Source organism: Oxalicibacterium solurbis (assembly GCF_014635845.1).
Taxonomy (GTDB): domain Bacteria; phylum Pseudomonadota; class Gammaproteobacteria; order Burkholderiales; family Burkholderiaceae_D; genus Oxalicibacterium; species Oxalicibacterium solurbis.
Genome location: NZ_BMDP01000001.1, coordinates 1,068,910 through 1,089,191 on the forward strand (window position 1 = coordinate 1,068,910; position 20,282 = coordinate 1,089,191).

Consider the following 20,282-nt stretch of genomic DNA (forward strand, 5'->3'; position numbering starts at 1 on the left):
CAATAAAAACTGTTTCGGAAAATACCGCATGCGTCGTTTCACCGACTTTGTTGCCACCCTCGTCGTCGCCATTCTGCTGCAGCTTGCCAGCCTTTATACCGCATCCGCACATGCCGATGCCGTGCACGCTCCCGTCAGCAGCGCACCGCAGGATGCGGCCAAGGCGCCGATTCCGCTGCGCGGCACGCTCTATCGCGTCGAGCACAACGGCCATACCTGCTACCTGTTCGGCACCGTCCACGTCGGGCAGGCTGCATTCTATCCGCTCGAACCCATCGTCATGCGGGCATTGCATGCATCGAACACGCTTGCGATGGAAATCGACATCCGGGACGAAAACGCATTCAATCAGGCGATCATCAAGCACGGCCTGTACACGGACGGCACCACGATCGCCGATCATCTGACGACAGACCGTCTGGCAAAACTGAAAGCCGCGTTGCAACAGAACGGCATTCCGTTCGAACGCGTCGCGCGCATGAAACCGTGGATGATCGCCAACCTTCTGATCGTGCAGACGATGGCACGCAACGGTTATCCGACGGAACAGGGACTCGAGCTGTACTTCCTGTCGGTCGCGACGAAGGAAGGCAAGATCGTACGCGGTCTGGAAACCCCCGACTACCAGCTGTCGCTGTTCAATCGCCTGGACGACATGCAGCAGCAGGAATATCTGGAAGAAACGCTGCAGGACCTGAACGACGGCTCCGAAATCACGCAGGCCATCGAACTGATCGACGCATGGCGCCACGCCGACAGCGCAAAAATGCTCGCATTGAAGCAGCGGATGCTGAACGACGGCTCCGCTTCCTCGCAGTTCATCGAAGACATCCTGCTCAATCAACGCAATCCCGGCTTGGCGGACAGGATCGCCATGCTGCTCAATGACGACAAGACTTCGTTCGTTGCAGTCGGCATGCTGCACCTGATCGATGGCGAAAACAGCATCCCGGCACTGCTGCAAAAGCGCGGCTATCAGGTCAGGAAGCTTTACTGAGATGACCGTACTTGCCATCCGCACTGCACGCTTGGACGATCTGAATGCGATCATGCAGCTGGAGGCGAACGGTTTTCCGTCCGCCATTTGCGAGAGCCGCGACGTCATGCAGCAGCGGCTGCAGCATTTCGCCGAAGGTTTCCTGATCCTCGAACATGCGGACGGTGCCATCGGCTATCTCTGCTCCGAATTGTGGCCGCAGGATCATGCCGACAGCGCGAGCCATTCCACCGCAACGCATTTCGCACTCGGCCACGACATCCGGCAAACCCATCGCCGCGACGGTACACACCTCTACATTTCATCGATGACCATCGCGCCCGCGTATCGCGGCGACGGTCTCGGCCGGCGCTTCTTCCAGCAATCCGTCGCACTGCTGCGCACACGACTGCCGCAACTGCACGGCTCCATTCTTCTGCTGAGCGCGGAATGGCTGGCCGCGCATCGCATCTATCGCGATTGCGGCTATACGGAAATCGCACGGCTGCCGGATTTCTTTGCCGATATCGCCGCGCAGGATGCCGACGCCATTGTCATGCGTTTGTCATTTTTCTGACCCATCCTCTTCCTGTTTCTCCCGTTGGTTCCGTACGAAAAAACGGGGAAACCGCAGGCTGTCACGATCGAACGTCCATTCGCAGAACCAGGCATTGCGTGAAAAATGTCATCGTGGCAACATGCGACAAGCATGTCGCAAAGGCAGAACATGCCGTCAAACGCGTCAACATGAGAACGACAATGAACACGACAAGATTGTTTGAATGGCTGACCCTGCACATGCGCGCGATACGCCTCGCCATGATGCCCACGCTCGTCCTGCTGGTCGCCGGCGTCGCGCTGCTCGTCTATGTCACTGGCGGCGTCAAGTTTTCCTATTTGCATGCAATGTATCTGCCGGTTCTGCTGGCCGGCTTCGTGTTCGGTCTGCGCGGTGGCCTGCTGATCGGCCTGCTCGGCGGTGTCGCCATCGGCCCCTTCATGCCAATCAACATCGTCACCGGCGAAATGCAGGCCACACTGAACTGGCTCTACCGCACCGGCTTCTTCATGCTGGTAGGCCTGCTCAGCGGTGTTTTCAGCGACAGCGTGCGTTCCTACCTGCGCCACCTGAAGTGGATGGCGCGCCACGATACCGCCACCAGGATGCCCAACCGCATCGCGCTGCTCGACGCGCTGTCCGCACTGCCGAAGGAGAAACAGACAGCGGATTTCTACGTACTGGCCGTCATCTCGCTGCAGAATGCGATGGAGCTGAAGTCTGCATTCGGTTTTGAAATCATCGAGGACCTGATGCGGCAGGCCGCACAACGCTACGGCAACGTCCTGCGCCATCGCACGCAGGTCTATCGCATCGATGCGGAGCAGATCGGCATACTGATCGAGAACCGGAGCGTGCAGAGTGTCGATGTGCTGCTGGCAGAATTGATGGAAAGTTCGCGCCAGCCGTTCCAGTTCAACGGCATCCCCATCCATACCGATTCACGGCTCGGTTACGTCGCCTTCGACCAGCTCCTGCATCCGCCCGGTGTCTACCTGCAGCGCGCCGAAGCGGCACTGGTCTCTGCGCACGAAAGCGGGCAGGATTGCATTGCCTACAGCCCGGAGATCAGCACCATCGCCAAGGACAACCTGTCGGTGCTGGGCAGCCTGATGCAGGCCATCCGCGAAGGCCAGTTGTCGATGCATTACCAGCCCAAGATCTGCATGCGCAGCGGCACCGTCAAGAGCGTCGAGGCGCTGATGCGCTGGCATCATCCGGAACGCGGCAACATCCCGCCCGGCATCTTCATCCCGCGCGCGGAGCAGAGCACGCTGATCAATCTCGTCACCGAATTCGCGCTGGAACAGGCCATGCAGCAGATCGTGCAGTGGCAAAGCCGCGGCATCGACATCCCGGTCGCCGTCAACATCTCGCCGCGCAATCTGCTGCAGCCGGGATTTTCCGACCTGATCCTGAATCTGCTGGAACGGCATGGCGTCGAGGGCCGCCTGCTGGAACTGGAAGTCACCGAAGGCGCGCTGATGACCGACATGGCGCGCACCATCGTCGAACTGCATCGTCTGGCCGACGCCAAGATCACGATCTCGATCGACGATTTCGGCACCGGCTATTCGTCATTGCAATACCTGCACAAGCTGCCGATCTCGCTGATCAAGATCGACCAGTCCTTCGTACGCCGCCTGCCGGCCGACAAGGGCGCGCTGCACATCGTCGAAGCCGCCGTGACGCTGACGCACAAGATGGGCATGCAGACCATCGCCGAAGGTGTCGAAAATGACGAAATCTACAACGTCCTCGCCGGACTGGGCTGTGACATTGCGCAGGGATTCGCCATTTCCCGCCCGCTGCCGGCAGCTGAATTCGAAAAATGGCATAGTCAGCACCACGGCCGGTTCATGGTCGACAAGGCCACTTCCTGCTGAGCCACAACCTGTCTGTCTGGTCAACAAAAAACGTCGCATCAACAAAGAGTCTCGCCGGATGTCCGGCTTACCGCTAGAATCCCATTCCCCACCACCAAGGAGAATCGCATGCTGATCGAAGTCAAGGTTCCGGAACTTACCGAAGGCGTCACCGAAGCCACGCTGTTGGGCTGGAACAAGAAAAAAGGCGACCGCGTTGCCGAAGGCGAAAACCTCACCGATCTGGAAACCACCAAGGTGGTGGTCGAAGTCGTCGCGCCGGCAGCAGGCACGCTGGTCGAGATCCTGAAGGAGGAAGGCAACGAGGTCGGCGAAGGCGATGTCATTGCCCGCATCGAAACCGATGCCTGAACGACTCTGTCAAAACCGCCACCGGTGTTGTGCCATGTGATTACGATCCAGAGTGGCGAACAAGAACCGAAACCCGGATACAGGAATACAGAATAAAAAAAGCGCACCGGATGGTGCGCTTTTTCATTGAAGACGACGGAATGGCGGAGATGCGCTCAGTGCGAACGAATCATCGTGCCGAACGCCTGTTCGGTCAGCACTTCCAGCAGCAGCGAATGTTCGATACGGCCGTCGATGATGTGCACGGTATTGACGCCCGATTTCGCCGCATCCAGCGCCGACGAAATCTTCGGCAGCATGCCGCCGGAAATCGTGCCGTCCTCGAACATCTCGTCGATCTCGCGCGCCGACAGATCGGTCAGCAATTGGCCACTCTTGTCCTGCACGCCGGCAATATTGGTCATCATGATCAGCTTTTCAGCCTTCAGAATTTCCGCGATCTTGCCGGCCACCAGATCGGCATTGATGTTGTAGGCCTGGCCGTCGTCGCCGAAACCGATCGGCGAAATGATCGGGATGAAGGCATCGTCCTGCAGCGCCTTGACGACTGCCGGATTGATCGCCTCGATCTCGCCGACAAAACCGATGTCGAGGAACTCGCCCGGCTTCTCCTTGTTCGGCATCTGCATCTTGCGCGCGCGGATCAGGCCACCGTCCTTGCCGGTCAGGCCGACTGCCTGGCCGCCGTAGTGGTTGATCAGCATCACGATATCCTGCTGCACTTCGCCGCCCAGTACCCATTCGACGACTTCCATCGTCTCTTCGTCGGTGATGCGCATGCCCTGCACGAAAGTGCCCTGCTTGCCGATCTTCTTCAGCGCATTGTCGATCTGCGGGCCGCCGCCGTGCACCACTACCGGATTCATGCCGACCAGTTTCAGCAGGATCACATCGCGCGCGAAACCGTGCTTGAGCTTTTCGTCGGTCATCGCATTGCCGCCGTATTTGACGACGATGGTCTTGCCGTGAAACTTGCGGATGTACGGCAGCGCCTCGGCCAAGATTTGCGCGTGGACTTGCGGGGAAATTACAGTAAGATCGGGGATCGTTTCGGTCATGGCGTGCTCGGGAAATGAATGCCGCGATTTTACAGGGAATGCCCGCGAATTTCCCGGCACATCACCTGAAATGCTGCTGAATGCCGAATTATTCGCGCCGTTGTTGCACAAATGACGCTGTCTGAATTGCCCGCCGACAGCGCATCCCATATCACCGCCCGCGCGTCGGCGCCAGCACATGCACTGACGGCAACTTCCGTGAAAGAATTTCCCCCGATGAGCCGCTGTCCGTTATGCAATGCAAGCTTTTCCTGCGGCGTGGCAGACGGCTCGTATGACGACATGCGCAATGGCGCCGTGGAATGCTGGTGCATGGCGCTGCCGCGAATGCCGTCCATGGACACATTACGCGACGAAACAGGTAAAGCCAGTTGCTGTCTCTGCCCGGATTGCCTGCGTGCACGCCAACAGGCGTTACGCGTACCGCATTCGGATAGCTGAACTCCACCTGAATTCAATAAGAAAGATACTCAGGTAGCCGAACCGCCGGCGCACTCGCGCCATTGCTGGCGCGGGAAGTCCGCCCTGATCTTGTCGATCGCGCCGCGCGTGGCCGCATCGATGTCATGCAGCTGGAAAGCGATACGATTGCCGCCGCCGACACGGGCGCTGCGCACGCCCTTCTTGTTCAGTGCCGCCAACTGATTATTCGCCGCCTCTTCCGTCTTGAACACGCCAAGCGAGATACCCCACTGCAGCGCGGAATTGTCCTGGATGATGAAAAAATCCTCGACGCCGAACTTGCGCAGCTCGGCCGCCTTGCGTTCGGCCGCCTCCTTGCTGCCCAGCGGCGGGATGTAGACGATGTGGCGCGCACTGTCGGCAATCGCACGGCGCGTCACGCGCTCGCCCAGCGACAACGCAGCCAGCCGGCTTTCGAAACGCTGTGCATCGGCGGCATCGAAATTGCCGATTTCCGCACAGGTACCCGCAACCGCTGCAGACTGCGTATCGGTGGCCGTTGTAGCTGCAGCCGCAGCAGGCATGCTTGATGTTGTCGATGCCGCAGATGTGCTTGCGGGCAGCGGCACCAGTTTCAACTGTTCGGGATGCAGTTGCTGCTTCAGTCGCGACGGCTCGCGGCTGGGCGACTGCAACGGCGCCAGCCAGCCCTGCTGGTAGGCAAACAGGCCGCCATTGATTGCCAACAACAGGCCGAACAGGATTTTTAGCATGATGAAGAACGTCCCAACGCTACCGTTTGCAAACCGACCAGCACCAGATTCTCGACACGCTCATGCGCAATCGACAGGTGCGGCGCGACCAAGTCTGCCGCTCCGCCCGCCAGAATGCAAGCGGCCTGCTGCGCCGGATGCATGTGCGCCAGCGCAGCCACCGCACGCTCGATCGCGCCGGCCTGCGCCGCGATGCAGCCGCTGACGATGGCGCCGTCGGTGTGATCCGCGAACGGCTGCAGGGCGCTCGCCCGCAGCGCGACTTCCGGCAACTGCGCGGTGTTCTTCGCCAGCGACGTCGCCATCAGCCCCAGCCCCGGCAGGATCATGCCGCCGACGAAATCGCCGCCGGCAGTGACGGCATCGATCGTCGTCGCCGTGCCGCAGGTCGCCACCACCAGCGGCCGATCGGAAAACAATGCATGCGCGCCGATCGCTGCCGCGAAGCGATCGCAACCGAGCTGCGCGGGATTGCGGTAAAGATTGCGCACGCCACCGCATTCAGCGGTCGAGACGAACCATTCGATCGCCACCGGCCTGCTGCCCAGCGCATGCCGCACCGTGCGTTCCAGTTCGTCGCGCGTGCCGGCGCCGGCCACGTTCGACAGCAGCACGCGGCCGATGCGCAGGTTCTGCCAGATCTTTTCCAGCTCGGCCGCCTGCGCACGCGCCACGCTACCGGCTGCATGCCAGATGCCGGGCACGGGATGCGCCGCTGCACGATCGACCAATGCCCACTTGATGCGCGTATTGCCTGCGTCCACCAGCAACAGCATGTGCCTACTCCTTGATGCGTAATGAAACGTCGCCGGCCGCAATCGCGACACGGCCCTGATCGGTATCGAGCTGCAGGCAGCCGCTGGTATCGACGCCGCGCGCCGTTCCCTGCTGCAGCACGCGCCCCTGGTCGACGATGTTCACCGGCGCACCCGCATAGGCATCGTGCCGGTTCCACGCATCGGCGAATGCGGCGAATCCCTGCTCGGCAAAAAACGGCAAGACTTCCGCCAGTGCGGTCAGCAGATCGGCCATCAGGCGTTCGCGATCGCTGTCCAGTTCGGAAGCATCGGCCACCACACGACCTACCTGCGCTGTCAATACATCGGACTGCGCGAGATTGATGCCAATGCCGATGACGGCCCAGATCGTGCCGCGCCGATGTTTATCGCCCGCAGTTTCGATCAGGATGCCGGCCAGCTTGTCGCCGTTGCGCAAAATATCGTTCGGCCATTTGAGCCGCACATCGATGCCGGATGCCGCCAGCGTCTGCGCCACCGCCACACCCACCGCCAGCGGCAGACCGGCCAGCTGCTGCGGCGACAATGCAAACGGCCATGCCAGCGAAAAGGTCAGCGTCGCATCGTCCGACGAATGCCAGCTGCGCCCGGCGCGCCCGCGGCCGGCCGTCTGACGCAATGCCCACAGCAATGTCGCCCCTGTCAGCTCCTGCCGTGCCGCACGCACCAGCAGATCGGCGTTCGTCGAACCGGTTTCGGCGACAATTTCCAGCACGATGTCTTGCGCTGCCAGCCCGCACAGGCCGGCCAGTCTCTGGACGGAGGGAGGCGCGGAAGGGAAAGAATTCATGGCGGCATTGTAGCGGCAGATTGCAGCGGCGGAGTACGGCCATTCGACGACTATCGTGCAGCCAATCGCACGCACATCGCTGCCGCGTACCACAGACTGATGATGCGACATCGGTGTTTCTCCCTTACACTTGCCTGATGCCGAATTTCGCTGCGCCCACGCTCATTCGCCAGAACGACAACGCGACCGCCACCGGATCGTGGCAAGTGCGTGCGCTGGCCGATCGCGCCGCAATGCAAAAAGTCAACGAGACGCTGCATGCGATACGCGATGCGCATCTGCTACGCTGGGATCTTTCGCAAGTTGAAGCGCTCGATTACATCGGCGCGCAACTATTGTGGAATGCCTGGGGACGCCAGCGCCCGGCTCAACTGGCGCTGGCGCCACAACACGAGGATTTTTTCCGGCGGCTGGAGGAAACCGGCACACTGCAAATCAGGAAGCTGCCGAAACCGCACTGGTATTCGCTGGATACGCTGCGCCGGATCAAATGCAATCTGCTCGATCATGTAACCGGCTTCATCACGCTGATCGGCCAGCTGGTGCTGGACCTGGGCCGCTTCATCCGGCAGCCGAAACGTGGCCCGTGGAAGGAAATCTCCGCCAGCATCTTCCACACCGGCTATCAGGCACTGGGCATCACGGCGCTGGTGGGATTTTTGATCGGCATCGTGCTGTCCTATCTGTCGGCGCAGCAATTGCACCAGTTCGGCGGCGACATCTTTCTCGTCAACATTCTCGGCATGGCCGTGATCCGCGAACTCGGTCCGCTGCTGGCGGCGATTCTGGTGGCCGGCCGTTCCGGCTCCGCGATCACCGCACAACTGGGCGTGATGCGCGTGACGGAGGAACTCGACGCCATGCTGGTGATGGGGCTGCCGCACGGTTATCGCCTGATCATGCCGCGCGTGATCGCGCTGGCGATTTCGATGCCGCTGCTGGTGGTGTGGACCGATGCAATGGCGCTGCTGGGCGGCATGGTGGCGGCCAATGTGGAACTGCATCTGACGTTCAAGTACTTCCTGACCGAACTGCCGGATGCCGTGCCGCTGGCGAACTACTGGATCGGCCTGGGCAAGGGCGTCGTATTTGGCGGCCTGATCGCGCTGGTGGCCTGCCACTTCGGCCTGCGCATCGAGCCGAATACGGAAAGCCTGGGTGCAGGCACGACGATTTCGGTCGTCAGTTCGATCACCATCGTGATCCTGGCCGACGCGGTGTTCGCCATCGTCTTCAGCGGGGTGGGATTTTGAACGAATGCGATCCAATGCTGCCGGAAGAGAACCGCGAACCGATCATCGAGATCGAACACCTGCGCACGCAATTCGGCGAGACGGTCGTGCACGACGATGTGAACCTGACGATCAACCGCGGCGAAATCGTCTCGCTGGTCGGCGGCTCCGGTTCCGGCAAGACGGTGCTGCTGCGGCAGATGCTGGGATTGACGCAGCCGGCACAGGGCACGGTGCGCGTGTTCGGTGAAGACATCAACCGCATCGACAGCGAACGGCTGCAGCAACTGCGCAATCGTTGGGGCATGCTGTTCCAGCACGGCGCGCTGTTTTCGGCGCTGACGGTGTTCGACAATGTCGCGCAACCGCTGCGCGAACTGGGTACGCTGTCGAAATCGGTGATCCGCGATGCGGCGCTGCTGAAACTGCAGATGGCCGGCATCGGTTGCGAGCATGCGCGCAAGATGCCGGCCGACCTGTCCGGCGGCATGATCAAGCGCGTCGCACTGGCACGCGCACTGGCGCTGGACCCGGAACTGGTGTTTCTCGACGAGCCGACCGCCGGGCTGGACCCGAACGCCTCGGACAGCTTCGTCAGGCTGATCCGCAACCTGCACGACGAGATGAAACTGACGGTGGTGATGGTGACGCACGATCTGGATACGCTGTTTGCGCTGTCGTCGCGCGTGGCGGTGCTGGCCGACAGGCATATCATCGCCTACTGCAAACCGGACAAGGTGGTCGAGTTCAAGCATCCGTTCATCGAAACATTTTTCCGCGGCGAACGCGGATTGCGTGCGATCGAGGCGATGCCGGACGAATAGCGGACGAGTAGCAAAAGAACAGGAACAAACAGGCAGGAAAACCCAGAGAGTCGCATATGGAAAACAAGGCACATGCATTGCTGGCCGGCATCTTCACCCTCGCGCTGCTGATCGCCGCCGTGCTGATCGCGATGTGGTTCAACCGCGACCGCGTCGAACGCGTACCGTACGAGATCGCCACCACGCTGTCGGTACCCGGCCTGAATCCGCAGGCCGGCGTGCGCTATCGCGGGCTGGACGTCGGCCGTGTCGACGCCGTGCTATTCGATCCGCAGAAACCGGGGCGGATCCTGATCCGTTTCAGCGTGACGAAAGATACGCCGATCACGCACTCGACCTTCGCCACGCTCAGCTATCAGGGCGTGACCGGCCTCGCCTATCTGCAACTGGACGACAACGGCCGTGACCCGACACTGCTGCCGACGTCCAAGCAAAAACCGGCACGCATATCGCTGCGCCCCGGCCTGCTCGACACGCTGCAACTGCGCGGCCTGGCAATCCTGAAACAGACCGAAGAATTGGCCGCACGCGCCAACCAACTGCTGTCCGACGCCAACCTGAAGGCAGCGACTTCCGCGCTCAACGACGTCAGCCGTGCCGCCAACAAGCTGGCCGAAGTACCGGAAAAACTGCAGCCGACGCTGGAGCAGCTGCCCAGCCTGACGAAGCGCGCCGACAGCACGCTGGCATCGCTGAACAAATTGTCCGACCAGGCCAGCGTGCTGACGGCCAACCTGAATGACCTGACCATGCACCTGAACGCACCCGACGGCCCGTTCGCCGGCCTGAACCAGACGGTGGACAACGTCGGCTCCGCCGCCGCCATGGTCGAATACCAGGCGGTGCCGCTGCTGGGTGAAACCCGCACCTCGATGCGCGCACTGAACCGCACGCTGGAGACGTTCAACCAGCGACCGCAAAGCATCCTGTTCGGCGCCTCGCCAGTACCGCCCGGCCCCGGCGAAGCCGGATTCAGCGCTGCCGCGCCGTAAGTTCACACTCAAGGCTTTCCATGATGACTGTACTGACGACTTTCATTTCCCGCCGCCGCGCTGTCGCTGCGCTGGCGGCCGGCACCTTGCTTGCCGGCCTCCTGTCCGGATGCGCAGGCACGCCGCCGGCCGATATGGACCTGTACGATCTGGGTCCGCTGAAATCAAATATCGTCTCGGCATCGCCGCTGCCGGCCATCAGCGTCGCCGACATTCGCGCGCCGGCATGGATGGACAGCCAGATGATGTTCTATCGGCTCAACTATGCCAACGATCTGCAGCCGCGGCCCTACTCGGCCAGCAAATGGACGATGCCGCCGGCACAGTTGTTCGAACAGCGGCTGAAAGCGTCGCTGGCGCGCGCCGGCGGTGTCGTCGTATCGGCATCCGATGGCGCGATCAATCTGCCGGTGCTGCATCTGGAAGCTGACGACTTTTCGCAGACCTTCGCCAGCGCCGGCAGCAGCACCGTCCATGTCGCCATCCGCGCATCGCTGTTTGACGGCCGCGTGCTGCGCGCACAGAAAAACTTCGTCAGGCAAATGCCCGCCACCAGCGCCGATGCCAAGGGCGGCGCAGCCGCGCTGGCCACTGCCAGCGACGCCATCATCAGCGAGGTCGGCGCATGGCTGGCAGCACTGCCCCCGAAAAAATGACGCCCCAGCATCCGGCCGTCGAGCCGGAAGCATCGATCGTGTCGCGCGGCGCACTGCTGGCGTGGCTGTTCCTGATCGTCTATGCCAGCCTGTATCCGTTTACCGGCTGGCAGCACGTCGGCCTGCCGCTGCAGGCGTACCTGTTCGCCGGCATGCCGCGCTACTGGACCGGCTTCGATGCGACGATCAATGTGCTGGGCTACATTCCGCTCGGCATTCTTGCCGTCTATGCGCTGCATCCGCGCATCCGCAATGTCGCCGCGATGCTGCTGGCGCTGCTATTGGGTATCGTCGTTTCCGGCACGATGGAAACGCTGCAGACCTTCCTGCCCAATCGTGTCGCCTCCAATCTCGATTTCCTGACCAACAGCCTGGGCGCGCTGGTCGGCGCCGTCATCGGCAGCCGCAGCAGTCATCTGGTGCTGGAACGCAGCCGGCTGCGTCACGTCCGCCATCGCTGGTTCACCGCCGAGGCCAGCCGCGGGCTGATCATCCTGGCGCTGTGGCCACTGGCGCAGATCTATCCGCAAGGCTATCTGTTCGGTAACGGCCAGATCCTGCCGATTCTTTCCGAATGGTTGTCGGCCTGGCTGGACATTCCTATCGATCTGGGCGACCTGCTGCGCAGCGGCGTACAACTGTCGGCGGAACAATACTGGCTGGCCGAAACCGTCATCACCGCCTGCCAGGTTGCCGGTGCACTGCTGGCGCTGCATTGCATGCTGCGCGACAAGGCGCCGCGCTGGCTGCTGCCGGGCGCTTGGCTGCTGGCTGCACTCGCCGTCAAGACGCTGGCATCGGCGCTGCTGTTCAAACCGCAGAATGCGTTTGCGTGGGTCACGGCCGGCGCGATGGGCGGGCTGCTGCTGGGCATCGCCTTGTCGACCATGCTGGCGCGGCTGCGTCCGCCGCTGCAACGGCGTTGCGCGGCAGCGTTGCTGGTCATCGCGCTGCTCGCCGTCAATCTCGCGCCACCGAATCCGTATTTCGTCGCCACGCTGGAAACCTGGGTGCAGGGAAAATTCCTCAACTTCAACGGCGCGGCGCAATTCCTGTCGCTACTATGGCCGTTCGGCGCGCTGTGGTTCCTGCTGCACGCAACGCACCGCACGAAGCGAAAGTAAGGAAACCGTTCCGCCGAAATGTGCGAAGACGCTGCAACGCTCGCCGCTATCGCTGACGTAGCAAGTACCAATGTCGATGCCGACAAGTCAGCGGGTGTATCATTTCGCTCTTTGAAGCAGTGCTTCGAAACAAGCAACATGAAGCGAGCAATGCAATGACCGACGACAAGCCTTTTTTCCGCCAGCACGTATTCGTCTGCATGAACAAACGCGACGACGGCCGCGAATGCTGCGCCGACAAGGGCGCGCATGCGGCGCAGCAGCATCTGAAGGCGCGCGTCAAGGAACTCGGTCTGAATCGTAACGGCGACGTGCGGGTCAACCAGTCCGGTTGCCTGGGACGTTGCGAGGAAGGCCCGGTCATCGTCGTTTACCCGCAAGGCACCTGGTACACCTACGTCGACGAGCAGGATATCGACGAAATCATCGACGAACATCTGGTCGGCGGAAAAATCGTCGAGCGCCTTGTCATCTGAATCCGCATGCGCAACGTTTTCCGTCACCGAGCGTCCTCATGAAAACCCAACCCTTCACCCTCGCCGGCGCAGCCGGCCCGCTGGAATGCGCACTGGACCTGCCGGACGATGCACAGAACAACGCACCGCGCGGCCTGGCACTGGTCGCGCATCCGCATCCGCTATTCGGCGGCACGATGGAAAACAAGGTCGTCACCACGCTGATGCGCGCCTTCGTCTCGCTCGGCTATGCGACGGTACGCATGAATTTCCGCGGCGTCGGCGCTTCCGGCGGCGAGTACGATGAAGGGCGCGGCGAGACCGACGACATGGCGCAGCTGCTGGAACACATGCGCGCGCAATATCCGGGACTGCCGTTCGTGCTGTCCGGCTTTTCGTTCGGCACCTTCGTGCAGACGCAATTGCAGAAACGCCTGGAAGAGCAAGGCACGCCGGCCGAGCGCCTGGTGCTGTGCGGCGCCGCACCAGGAAAGTGGCCGCTGCCGACCGTGCCGAAGGACACCATCGTGATCCACGGCGAACAGGATGAGACCATTCCACTGGCCGATGTCTTCGACTGGGCGCGTCCGCAGGACCTGCCTGTCATCGTCGTGCCGGGCTCCGATCATTTTTTCAACCGCAAGTTGCAACATATCAAGCGTTTCGTGGTCGAAATGTGGCCTTGCTGACCTCGCCTTGATGTTTGCACTGCACAAGACGATTCGATTTTCGATTCAATTTTGTCAACCCGTCGCACGCCCTACGGTACGCGCCCGTTCTCGATCAGCCTCATGAAAAAACTATTTGCGGCCTTTGCCGTCGCCCTGCTCTCGGTTTCCTCCGCCTTTGCCCAGATCACCATTCCCTCACCGACCATCAACGCCAAATCGTGGCTGCTGCTCGATGCGACAAGCGACCAGATCCTGGCTTCCAACGAACCGGACATGCGCATCGAGCCGGCATCGCTGACCAAGCTGATGACGGCCTACGTCGTGTTCGACGCGCTGAACGAAAAGCGCATCACGATGGATCAGATGGTCACCGTTTCGACCAAGGCATGGAAAGTCGATGCCGAAAGCTCGAAGATGTTCATCGAACCGCGCGTGCCGGTCAGCGTGCATGATCTGGTCTACGGCCTGATCGTCCAGTCCGGCAACGACGCTGCCGTCGCGCTGGCCGAAACCATCGCCGGCACCGAAGATGCCTTCGTCGCGATGATGAACCGCGAAGCCGAACGCATCGGCATGAAATCCACGCACTTCAGCAATTCGCACGGCCTGCCCAGCCCGGAAAACTATTCGACCGCGCGCGATCTCGCGACCCTTGCCTCGCATCTGGCCGTCGATCACCCCGAGCTGTACAAGATTTATTCGACCAAGGAATTCACCTACAACAAGATCCGCCAGCCGAATCGCAATCGCCTGCTGTGGCTGGATCCGACCGTCGACGGCATGAAGACCGGCCACACGGAAAACGCCGGCTACTGCCTGATCTCCACCGCCAAGCGCCCGAACGGCAAGAACGGCGACCGCCGCCTGATCTCGATCGTGCTCGGCACGTCGTCCGACCAGATGCGCACGCAGGAAAGCCAGAAGCTGCTGAACTGGGGCTTCCTGAATTTCGACACGGTGCGCCTGTACGCGAAAGACGAGGCCGTCGATACGCCGAACGTCTGGAAGGGTTCGCAGAACAGCCTGAAGATCGGCTTCAACCACGATCTGTACGTGACGGTCCCGAAAGGCACCGCCGACAAGATCAAGACCTCGCTGACGCGCAAGGATCCGCTGGTGGCACCGATCGACAAGAACAGCACGGTCGGCACGTTGAAAGTAACCGCCGACGGCAAGACCATCGCGGAACTGCCGGTACTGGCACTGGAACAGGTCGGCCAGGCCGGCATGTTCGGCCGCGCGCTGGATTCGCTACGCCTGCTGCTGCATTGATCGCTGCACCGATCGCACAGCAATCGCGATGAAAGAAACGGCAAGATCGGCACCAACGATCTTGCCGTTTTTCTTTGGCCGCTTGCCTGAGAGAATCATCACGCCCGCATACGGCCGCCGGCCGCAGCGTTTAGAATGAATTTCCAACTCACCGGACGCATCCCATGGAAGATCCTTTTGTCTATCTGAACGGCGCGATGACTCCGCTTTCCGAAGCGAAGGTATCCGTGCTCGACCGTGGCTTCATCTTCGGCGACGGCATCTATGAAGTGATCCCCGTCTACGACCGCAAGCCGTTCCGCCCGGCCCAGCACCTGGCGCGCTTCTTCCGCGGCATCGAAGCGGTCAACATCCGCAATCCGCACAGCGAAGCCGAATGGCTGACTCTGGTCGACAAGGTCGTGCAGACCGCGCCGACCGAAGATCAATTGGCCTACCTGCAGATCACCCGTGGTCCGGCGCCGCGCACACACGCCTTCCCTGCACAGGAGCCGAAGCCGACCGTGTTCCTGATGTCCAACCCGCTGATTCCGCCGACACTGGCGATGCTGGAAAACGGCGTCGCCTGCGTGACGATGGAAGACAAGCGCTGGCTGCGCTGCGAGATCAAGTCGATCTCGTTGCTGGGCAACGTGCTGGCCGCGCAGAATGCCGCCGCGCAGCAGGCCAATGAAACCCTCCAGTTCCGCGACGGCAGCCTGACCGAAGGTTCGTCGTCGAACGTGTGGATCGTGAAAGACGGCACCTTGCTCGGCCCACCGGTCGACAACCTGATTCTCGAAGGCATCCGCTATCATCTGATTGCGGAGCTGTGCGAAGCAAACGGCATCCCGTTCGAAAGCCGCCGCATCGCGCGCAATGAAGTATTCACTGCCGACGAAGTGCTGCTGTCTTCCGCAGGCAAGGAAATCCTGCCGGTCGCCAGCATCGACGGCCGTACCGTTGGAAACGGCAAACCCGGCCCCATATTCAAGAAGTTGTACGCTTCCTATCAGATAGCCAAGCGTGCCTGACCCATCAAACTGCCGCCCTGCGGCACGGAATGCAGAACCATGACAGAACAGAAAGAAAGCCTGATCGACTATCCGAGCGACTTCCCCATCAAGGTCGTCGGCACCATGCATGACACGTTTGCGCAAACCATCGTCGAGGTGGTGACCGTGCACGATCCCGATTTCCACGCGGGCAAGGTCGAGATGCGTCCATCGTCGGCCGGCAACTATCTGTCGCTGACGCTGACCGTGCGCGCCACCAGCCGTGAACAGCTGGATGATTTATATCGCGCATTGTCGTCGCACCCGATGGTGAAATTCGTCCTGTAACGGCGAACGCTCGACTCTTCATGTCCGCACCATTGCCGCCCGTCGTCCGCCAGCGCGGCCGCGAGGATTACGACACGACGTTTGCGGCGATGCGCGCCTTCACCGATGCGCGCACCGCCGACACCGCAGACGAACTGTGGATCGTCGAACATCCGCCGGTCTTCACGCTCGGTCTCGCCGCCGATCCGTCGCATGTATTGAATGCGCATGACGTACCGGTCGTGCAGACCGATCGCGGCGGCGAAGTCACCTATCACGGCCCCGGCCAGGTCGTCGTCTACCTGCTGCTCGATCTGCGCCGCCGCCAGGCCGCCGCCAAACTGCTGGCACGCGACCTGGTGCAGCGCATCGAGCAGGCGGTGATCGACACATTGGCGGCGTATAATCTGGCCGGTGAACGCAAACCCGGCGCGCCCGGCATTTACCTGTCGGACGGCCCGCAGCGCGGCGCTAAAATCGCGGCGCTCGGACTGAAGATTCGCGGCAGCGGCCATACCTATCATGGCGTGTCGTTGAACGTCGCGATGGACCTGACGCCATTCACGTGGATCAATCCATGCGGCTACGAAGGGCTGGAAACTGTCGATATGCGCAGCGTCGGTGCGCAAGCCGCACCGGCCGCCGTGCAGCAACAACTGGCCGATCAGCTGCTCGCGCAGCTGGCGCGCTAAGGCGACATGGAACGCTCCGCAGGTTTGCAATCGCATTTGTTTTTTTATTGACCGACATGGCAACGACAAACTCCGCGCCATGCGCTATCGACGGCGCCCTATCCGGCACCAAATCGAAAGCACACAACCACAAGCGACCAGCCAGATGACCACCGATTCCACCTCCGCCGCACCTGCCGCTCCCGCCTACAATCCCAGCGAAAAACAGAAGGGTGCGGCCAAGACCATCCGCATCCCGATCAAGGTGGTACAGGCCGAACGCCTGCCGAAACCAGACTGGATTCGCGTGAAGGCAGCGTCGCAATCGACCCGCTTCTACGAAATCAAGGACATCCTGCGCGAGCACAAGCTGCACACCGTGTGCGAAGAAGCCAGTTGCCCCAACATCGGCGAATGCTTCGGCAAGGGCACCGCGACCTTCATGATCATGGGCGACAAGTGCACGCGTCGCTGCCCGTTCTGCGACGTCGGCCACGGCCGCCCCGATCCCCTCGACGTCAACGAACCGGAAAATCTGGCGAAGACGATCGCCGCGCTGCGCCTGAACTACGTCGTCATCACCTCGGTCGATCGCGATGACCTGCGCGACGGCGGTGCCGGCCATTTTGCCGCCTGCATCGATCGCGTGCGCGAACTGTCGCCGAACACGCAGATCGAAATCCTCGTGCCCGACTTCCGCGGCCGCATGGATCGTGCGCTGGAAATCCTGAAGGCCGCGCCACCGGACGTGATGAACCACAATCTCGAAACCGCGCCGCGCCTTTACAAGGAAGCGCGCCCCGGTTCCGACTACCTGTATTCGCTGAATCTGCTGAAGCGCTTCAAGGACCTGCATCCGGAAGTGCCGACCAAGTCCGGCATCATGGTCGGCCTCGGTGAAACCGACGAAGAAGTGTTGCAGGTGATGCGCGACATGCGCGAACACAATGTCGACATGCTGACCATCGGCCAGTACCTGATGCCGAGCGGCGACCACTTGCCGGTGCGCCGCTACGTGCATCCGGACACCTTCAAGATGTACGAGGAAGAAGCCTACAAGATGGGATTCAAGCATGCGGCTGTCGGCGCGATGGTGCGTTCCAGCTACCACGCGGATCAGCAGGCGCATGGCGTGACGACGGCGATATTGCCGACCAACTAAACGCGCAGTCCGTAACGCACGACAGAGCCGGCATCCAACCCGCTTCGGTAGAGCACTTTCAGGAAATGCCGGCAATCCCTATCTTTGCAATCGCGACGCCGTGAATTTCCTGTAGTACTCGATCTCGCTGTATACGTTCCGCTTCTGGCGGGCTTTCAGCGTCTCTTCGCCATTGACCCGCCAATGCATCAGCGTCATGTCGGCCGGTTGCATGCCGGCTTCGCAGGCGCCGAGATGCTGCATCTGCGTGACGAAGCGGCCGTCGCTCTCCACCAGATTGTCGCGATTGGCGATGACGGATTCGGCCTGCGTCCTGTCGTCGGCAACGAAGGTCGTGGTGTGCCGGATATCCGTCTTGCCTGTCTTGTTTTCGATCGGAGAAGGGCCGGCGCAGTGCATGCTCCAGGACAGCGTATTTTCTGCAAACGCCGGTTGCGGGTCTTCGCAAGTTTCGTTAAGGCCGGCAACGCTCGCCTGCTGTTCATACACTTCCAGCGCATGCAATGCGCGATCGGCCTTTGCATCGAGGCAGACGTTCCAGATCTTCTGGATTTCAAAGGTGGTCTTGCCGTCGCTGATCGTTCCGCTCCGATCGATGCGCCACAATCCTTCGGCGCGCGCCGGCAGGTTTGCCGGCAGATCGAAGCCGAACGCGAAGGAAGCGCAAGCCAGAGAAACCGTTCCCGCCAGCATGGATAATCGGTGAGCGCGGCGCATCACATCGGCCCCAGGCGTCGGTTGATCTCGATGCCTTCATTCAGCAGCTTCTTCACCACTTTCAGAGATTCGTAGATATTGTCGTACTCGCCCTTTTCCCGCTTGCCGGGGCGATCCATGATGCCATCGCCGGGTTTTTGATCGGCTGCGCATTCGCCTATCCAGCGCTGCTCCTCAACCATGCGGCTTTCGCCGGAGAACAGCATGTCGCGCGCTGTATCGTGCTCTTCCAGCACGACATGGCTGTCGCTTTCAAACGTGTACTTCCAGCGGAAATCCTTGCCGGCATCTTCGGCATCCGTCTGCGAATTGGTCCTGCACAGCATCTCGCCGCTCAGGACATTGCCGGCCTGGTCGAAGCGGGGTGTCTGACAAGTCAGGTCGGGGTACACGACCTGCAATTCCTTGCGCAGGATGAAGAGTTCGTGCAAGGCCCGGTCCGCGCGCGCATCCAGACAATACTGCTCTTTCGACTGGACCGTTCCCAAGCCATCCATGGTGCCGGTCATCACGATCTCCCACAGACCGGGCTTGCGGGCCGGCATGTTTTCGGGGAAGTCGTAGGCTGCCGCCGGCAATACGACGAGCACACACCAGCTCAAGCCGGCGAAGGATTTCACCACGATGTTCGGCAGTCTTTCGTATCGCAATTCGTCTCCTTCCATTCGGTCTCCGCCTTGCGGCAGTCATCCGGCGATCATCATGTCCGTGCCATGAAACAGGCGAACAAACGTTAAATATTATAAACATAATAAGTAACATATTTTCAACACGTACCTGATTGGCATCGCCGAACGGCTGCTCCATGCGCCAGCCTTATACGCCAGCCCCACCGCTCGGCATCACATTGCCTTGACCTCACCGCCATCGATGCGCAGTGTCGATCCGGTCATCCATTTCGCGACCGGCGATACGAGAAAGGCCATCAGTTCGGCGATCTCTTCCGGCTGGCCGTAACGCGCGATGTCGGCTGCACCAAGAAATTTGGTCTTCGCCTCCTCCACCGACATGTTGTTCGCCGCCGACCATTTGTCGAGAAAAGCTTCGCGCCGGCCAGTCATCACCGGCCCCGGCAGCACGCTGTTGACCTGCACGCCGTCGTGAATGCCGCGTTCGGAAAACGCCTTCGCCAGCGACACGATTGCCGCATTGATCGCTGCCACGGCGGCGAACGCCGCCTTCGGCACATCGGCTGAATTGCCGGATGTCAGCACCACCGAACCTTGCGTCGCCTTCAATGCATCCCAAGCACGTATCGTCAGCCGGCGTGCACCGTGGAATTTAAGCGCCATGCCGGCATCCCATTGCGCATCCGTCATCTGGAACAGATCGATCTGCGGCACGTCGCCGGCAATGTTGACCAGTGCGTCGATGCGGCCAAAGCGCGCCAGCGTCTGGTTGACGATACTGTCCGCAGCAGACGGTTCGCTCAAGTCGATCGCAATAACCAATGCCTGCGCACCTGCCCTGCCCACTTCTTTCGCCGTGCCTTCCAGCTTGTCGGCATTGCGCGCGACCAGCACTACGTTGGCGAAATCCTTTGCGAGACGAATCGCGGTTGCACGCCCAATACCCTGGCTGGCGCCTGTCACGATGACTGTTTTTTGCATGAT

25 protein-coding genes are annotated in these 20,282 nt (G+C 61.2%); 17 read left to right on the forward strand and 8 right to left on the reverse strand.

Features of this window, described 5'->3' with window-relative positions; all coding sequences use genetic code 11:
- Nucleotides 1-28: 28 nt before the first annotated feature.
- The 4 genes from IEV40_RS05150 (at nucleotide 29) to IEV40_RS05165 (ending at nucleotide 3,772) form a co-directional block, all read left to right on the forward strand.
- Nucleotides 29-997 carry a TraB/GumN family protein gene (locus IEV40_RS05150; RefSeq protein WP_188419850.1) on the forward strand — a complete coding sequence of 323 codons (969 nt, stop codon included), beginning with the start codon at nucleotides 29-31 and terminating at the stop codon, nucleotides 995-997.
- Nucleotide 998: 1 nt separating this feature from the next.
- The gene (locus tag IEV40_RS05155; RefSeq protein ID WP_188419851.1) at nucleotides 999-1,553 is read left to right on the forward strand and encodes a GNAT family N-acetyltransferase; all 555 of its coding nucleotides are present in this window, start codon (nucleotides 999-1,001) and stop codon (nucleotides 1,551-1,553) included.
- 182 nt (nucleotides 1,554-1,735) lie between these two features.
- Nucleotides 1,736-3,421, forward strand: coding sequence for a putative bifunctional diguanylate cyclase/phosphodiesterase (locus IEV40_RS05160; RefSeq protein ID WP_188419852.1), 1,686 nt, complete (start codon nucleotides 1,736-1,738; stop codon nucleotides 3,419-3,421).
- A 108-nt stretch (nucleotides 3,422-3,529) separates the two neighbouring features.
- Nucleotides 3,530-3,772 (forward strand): biotin/lipoyl-containing protein, encoded by a 243-nt coding sequence (locus IEV40_RS05165; protein WP_188419853.1) that lies wholly within the window; start codon nucleotides 3,530-3,532, stop codon nucleotides 3,770-3,772.
- 155 nt (nucleotides 3,773-3,927) lie between these two features.
- Here IEV40_RS05165 and argB read toward each other — a convergent pair whose 3' ends face one another.
- Nucleotides 3,928-4,830 (reverse strand): acetylglutamate kinase, encoded by a 903-nt coding sequence (argB, locus tag IEV40_RS05170; protein ID WP_188419854.1) that lies wholly within the window; start codon nucleotides 4,828-4,830, stop codon nucleotides 3,928-3,930.
- 29 nt (nucleotides 4,831-4,859) lie between these two features.
- Nucleotides 4,860-5,168 (reverse strand): hypothetical protein, encoded by a 309-nt coding sequence (locus IEV40_RS14640; protein ID WP_229723953.1) that lies wholly within the window; start codon nucleotides 5,166-5,168, stop codon nucleotides 4,860-4,862.
- On the opposite strand from IEV40_RS14640, the gene IEV40_RS14745 reads away from it, so the two are divergent.
- Complete coding sequence (locus IEV40_RS14745; RefSeq protein ID WP_371870034.1) at nucleotides 5,113-5,271, forward strand: hypothetical protein; 159 nt, start codon at nucleotides 5,113-5,115, stop codon at nucleotides 5,269-5,271. The genes IEV40_RS14640 and IEV40_RS14745 overlap by 56 nt on opposite strands.
- Before the next feature lie 29 nt (nucleotides 5,272-5,300).
- On the opposite strand, the gene IEV40_RS05180 is transcribed toward IEV40_RS14745, so the two are convergent.
- Genes IEV40_RS05180 through IEV40_RS05190 form a run of 3 tightly spaced genes read right to left on the reverse strand, consistent with a single transcriptional unit; the run spans nucleotide 5,301 to nucleotide 7,703 of the window.
- Complete coding sequence (locus tag IEV40_RS05180) at nucleotides 5,301-6,005, reverse strand: SPOR domain-containing protein (protein WP_188419856.1); 705 nt, start codon at nucleotides 6,003-6,005, stop codon at nucleotides 5,301-5,303.
- A complete protein-coding gene (locus IEV40_RS05185) occupies nucleotides 5,999-6,781 on the reverse strand; it encodes a type III pantothenate kinase (protein WP_188419857.1) in 783 nt (260 codons plus the stop codon). The genes IEV40_RS05180 and IEV40_RS05185 overlap by 7 nt, the downstream gene beginning before the upstream one ends.
- Before the next feature lie 4 nt (nucleotides 6,782-6,785).
- Nucleotides 6,786-7,703 carry a biotin--[acetyl-CoA-carboxylase] ligase gene (locus IEV40_RS05190; RefSeq protein WP_229723954.1) on the reverse strand — a complete coding sequence of 306 codons (918 nt, stop codon included), beginning with the start codon at nucleotides 7,701-7,703 and terminating at the stop codon, nucleotides 6,786-6,788.
- Between the two features lie 26 nt (nucleotides 7,704-7,729).
- On the opposite strand from IEV40_RS05190, the gene IEV40_RS05195 reads away from it, so the two are divergent.
- From IEV40_RS05195 to lipA, 12 genes are all read left to right on the forward strand, one after another.
- A complete protein-coding gene (locus IEV40_RS05195) occupies nucleotides 7,730-8,845 on the forward strand; it encodes an MlaE family ABC transporter permease (RefSeq protein WP_188419858.1) in 1,116 nt (371 codons plus the stop codon).
- 14 nt (nucleotides 8,846-8,859) lie between these two features.
- The gene (locus IEV40_RS05200) at nucleotides 8,860-9,648 is read left to right on the forward strand and encodes an ABC transporter ATP-binding protein (RefSeq protein ID WP_188419859.1); all 789 of its coding nucleotides are present in this window, start codon (nucleotides 8,860-8,862) and stop codon (nucleotides 9,646-9,648) included.
- Nucleotides 9,649-9,704: 56 nt separating this feature from the next.
- A complete protein-coding gene (locus IEV40_RS05205) occupies nucleotides 9,705-10,640 on the forward strand; it encodes an MlaD family protein (RefSeq protein ID WP_188419860.1) in 936 nt (311 codons plus the stop codon).
- A gap of 20 nt (nucleotides 10,641-10,660) precedes the next feature.
- On the forward strand, nucleotides 10,661-11,296 hold the full coding sequence (locus IEV40_RS05210; RefSeq protein WP_229723955.1) for an ABC-type transport auxiliary lipoprotein family protein: 636 nt from the start codon (nucleotides 10,661-10,663) through the stop codon (nucleotides 11,294-11,296).
- Complete coding sequence (locus IEV40_RS05215; protein WP_188419861.1) at nucleotides 11,266-12,420, forward strand: VanZ family protein; 1,155 nt, start codon at nucleotides 11,266-11,268, stop codon at nucleotides 12,418-12,420. Before IEV40_RS05210 ends, IEV40_RS05215 begins: the two co-directional genes overlap by 31 nt.
- 155 nt (nucleotides 12,421-12,575) lie before the next feature.
- Nucleotides 12,576-12,896 carry a (2Fe-2S) ferredoxin domain-containing protein gene (locus IEV40_RS05220; RefSeq protein ID WP_188419862.1) on the forward strand — a complete coding sequence of 107 codons (321 nt, stop codon included), beginning with the start codon at nucleotides 12,576-12,578 and terminating at the stop codon, nucleotides 12,894-12,896.
- 38 nt (nucleotides 12,897-12,934) lie between these two features.
- On the forward strand, nucleotides 12,935-13,564 hold the full coding sequence (locus IEV40_RS05225) for an alpha/beta hydrolase (RefSeq protein ID WP_188419863.1): 630 nt from the start codon (nucleotides 12,935-12,937) through the stop codon (nucleotides 13,562-13,564).
- 102 nt (nucleotides 13,565-13,666) lie between these two features.
- Nucleotides 13,667-14,818 (forward strand): D-alanyl-D-alanine carboxypeptidase family protein, encoded by a 1,152-nt coding sequence (locus IEV40_RS05230; protein ID WP_188419864.1) that lies wholly within the window; start codon nucleotides 13,667-13,669, stop codon nucleotides 14,816-14,818.
- 164 nt (nucleotides 14,819-14,982) lie between these two features.
- Nucleotides 14,983-15,831 carry a D-amino acid aminotransferase gene (locus IEV40_RS05235; protein ID WP_188419865.1) on the forward strand — a complete coding sequence of 283 codons (849 nt, stop codon included), beginning with the start codon at nucleotides 14,983-14,985 and terminating at the stop codon, nucleotides 15,829-15,831.
- A gap of 39 nt (nucleotides 15,832-15,870) precedes the next feature.
- The gene (locus IEV40_RS05240) at nucleotides 15,871-16,140 is read left to right on the forward strand and encodes an HP0495 family protein (protein WP_188419866.1); all 270 of its coding nucleotides are present in this window, start codon (nucleotides 15,871-15,873) and stop codon (nucleotides 16,138-16,140) included.
- A gap of 20 nt (nucleotides 16,141-16,160) precedes the next feature.
- Nucleotides 16,161-16,811: a lipoyl(octanoyl) transferase LipB gene (gene lipB / locus IEV40_RS05245; RefSeq protein WP_188419867.1), complete on the forward strand. Its 651-nt coding sequence runs from the start codon at nucleotides 16,161-16,163 to the stop codon at nucleotides 16,809-16,811.
- A 145-nt stretch (nucleotides 16,812-16,956) separates the two neighbouring features.
- Entirely contained in the window at nucleotides 16,957-17,952 is a 996-nt protein-coding gene (lipA, locus tag IEV40_RS05250; protein ID WP_188419868.1) for a lipoyl synthase, read from the forward strand.
- A 78-nt stretch (nucleotides 17,953-18,030) separates the two neighbouring features.
- On the opposite strand, the gene IEV40_RS05255 is transcribed toward lipA, so the two are convergent.
- From IEV40_RS05255 to IEV40_RS05265, 3 genes are all read right to left on the reverse strand, one after another.
- Nucleotides 18,031-18,645 (reverse strand): hypothetical protein, encoded by a 615-nt coding sequence (locus tag IEV40_RS05255; RefSeq protein WP_188419869.1) that lies wholly within the window; start codon nucleotides 18,643-18,645, stop codon nucleotides 18,031-18,033.
- Nucleotides 18,646-18,668: 23 nt separating this feature from the next.
- A complete protein-coding gene (locus tag IEV40_RS05260; RefSeq protein ID WP_188419870.1) occupies nucleotides 18,669-19,334 on the reverse strand; it encodes a DUF3617 domain-containing protein in 666 nt (221 codons plus the stop codon).
- Nucleotides 19,335-19,511: 177 nt separating this feature from the next.
- Nucleotides 19,512-20,279, reverse strand: coding sequence for an SDR family oxidoreductase (locus IEV40_RS05265; RefSeq protein ID WP_188419871.1), 768 nt, complete (start codon nucleotides 20,277-20,279; stop codon nucleotides 19,512-19,514).
- Between the last annotated feature and the right edge of the window lie 3 nt (nucleotides 20,280-20,282).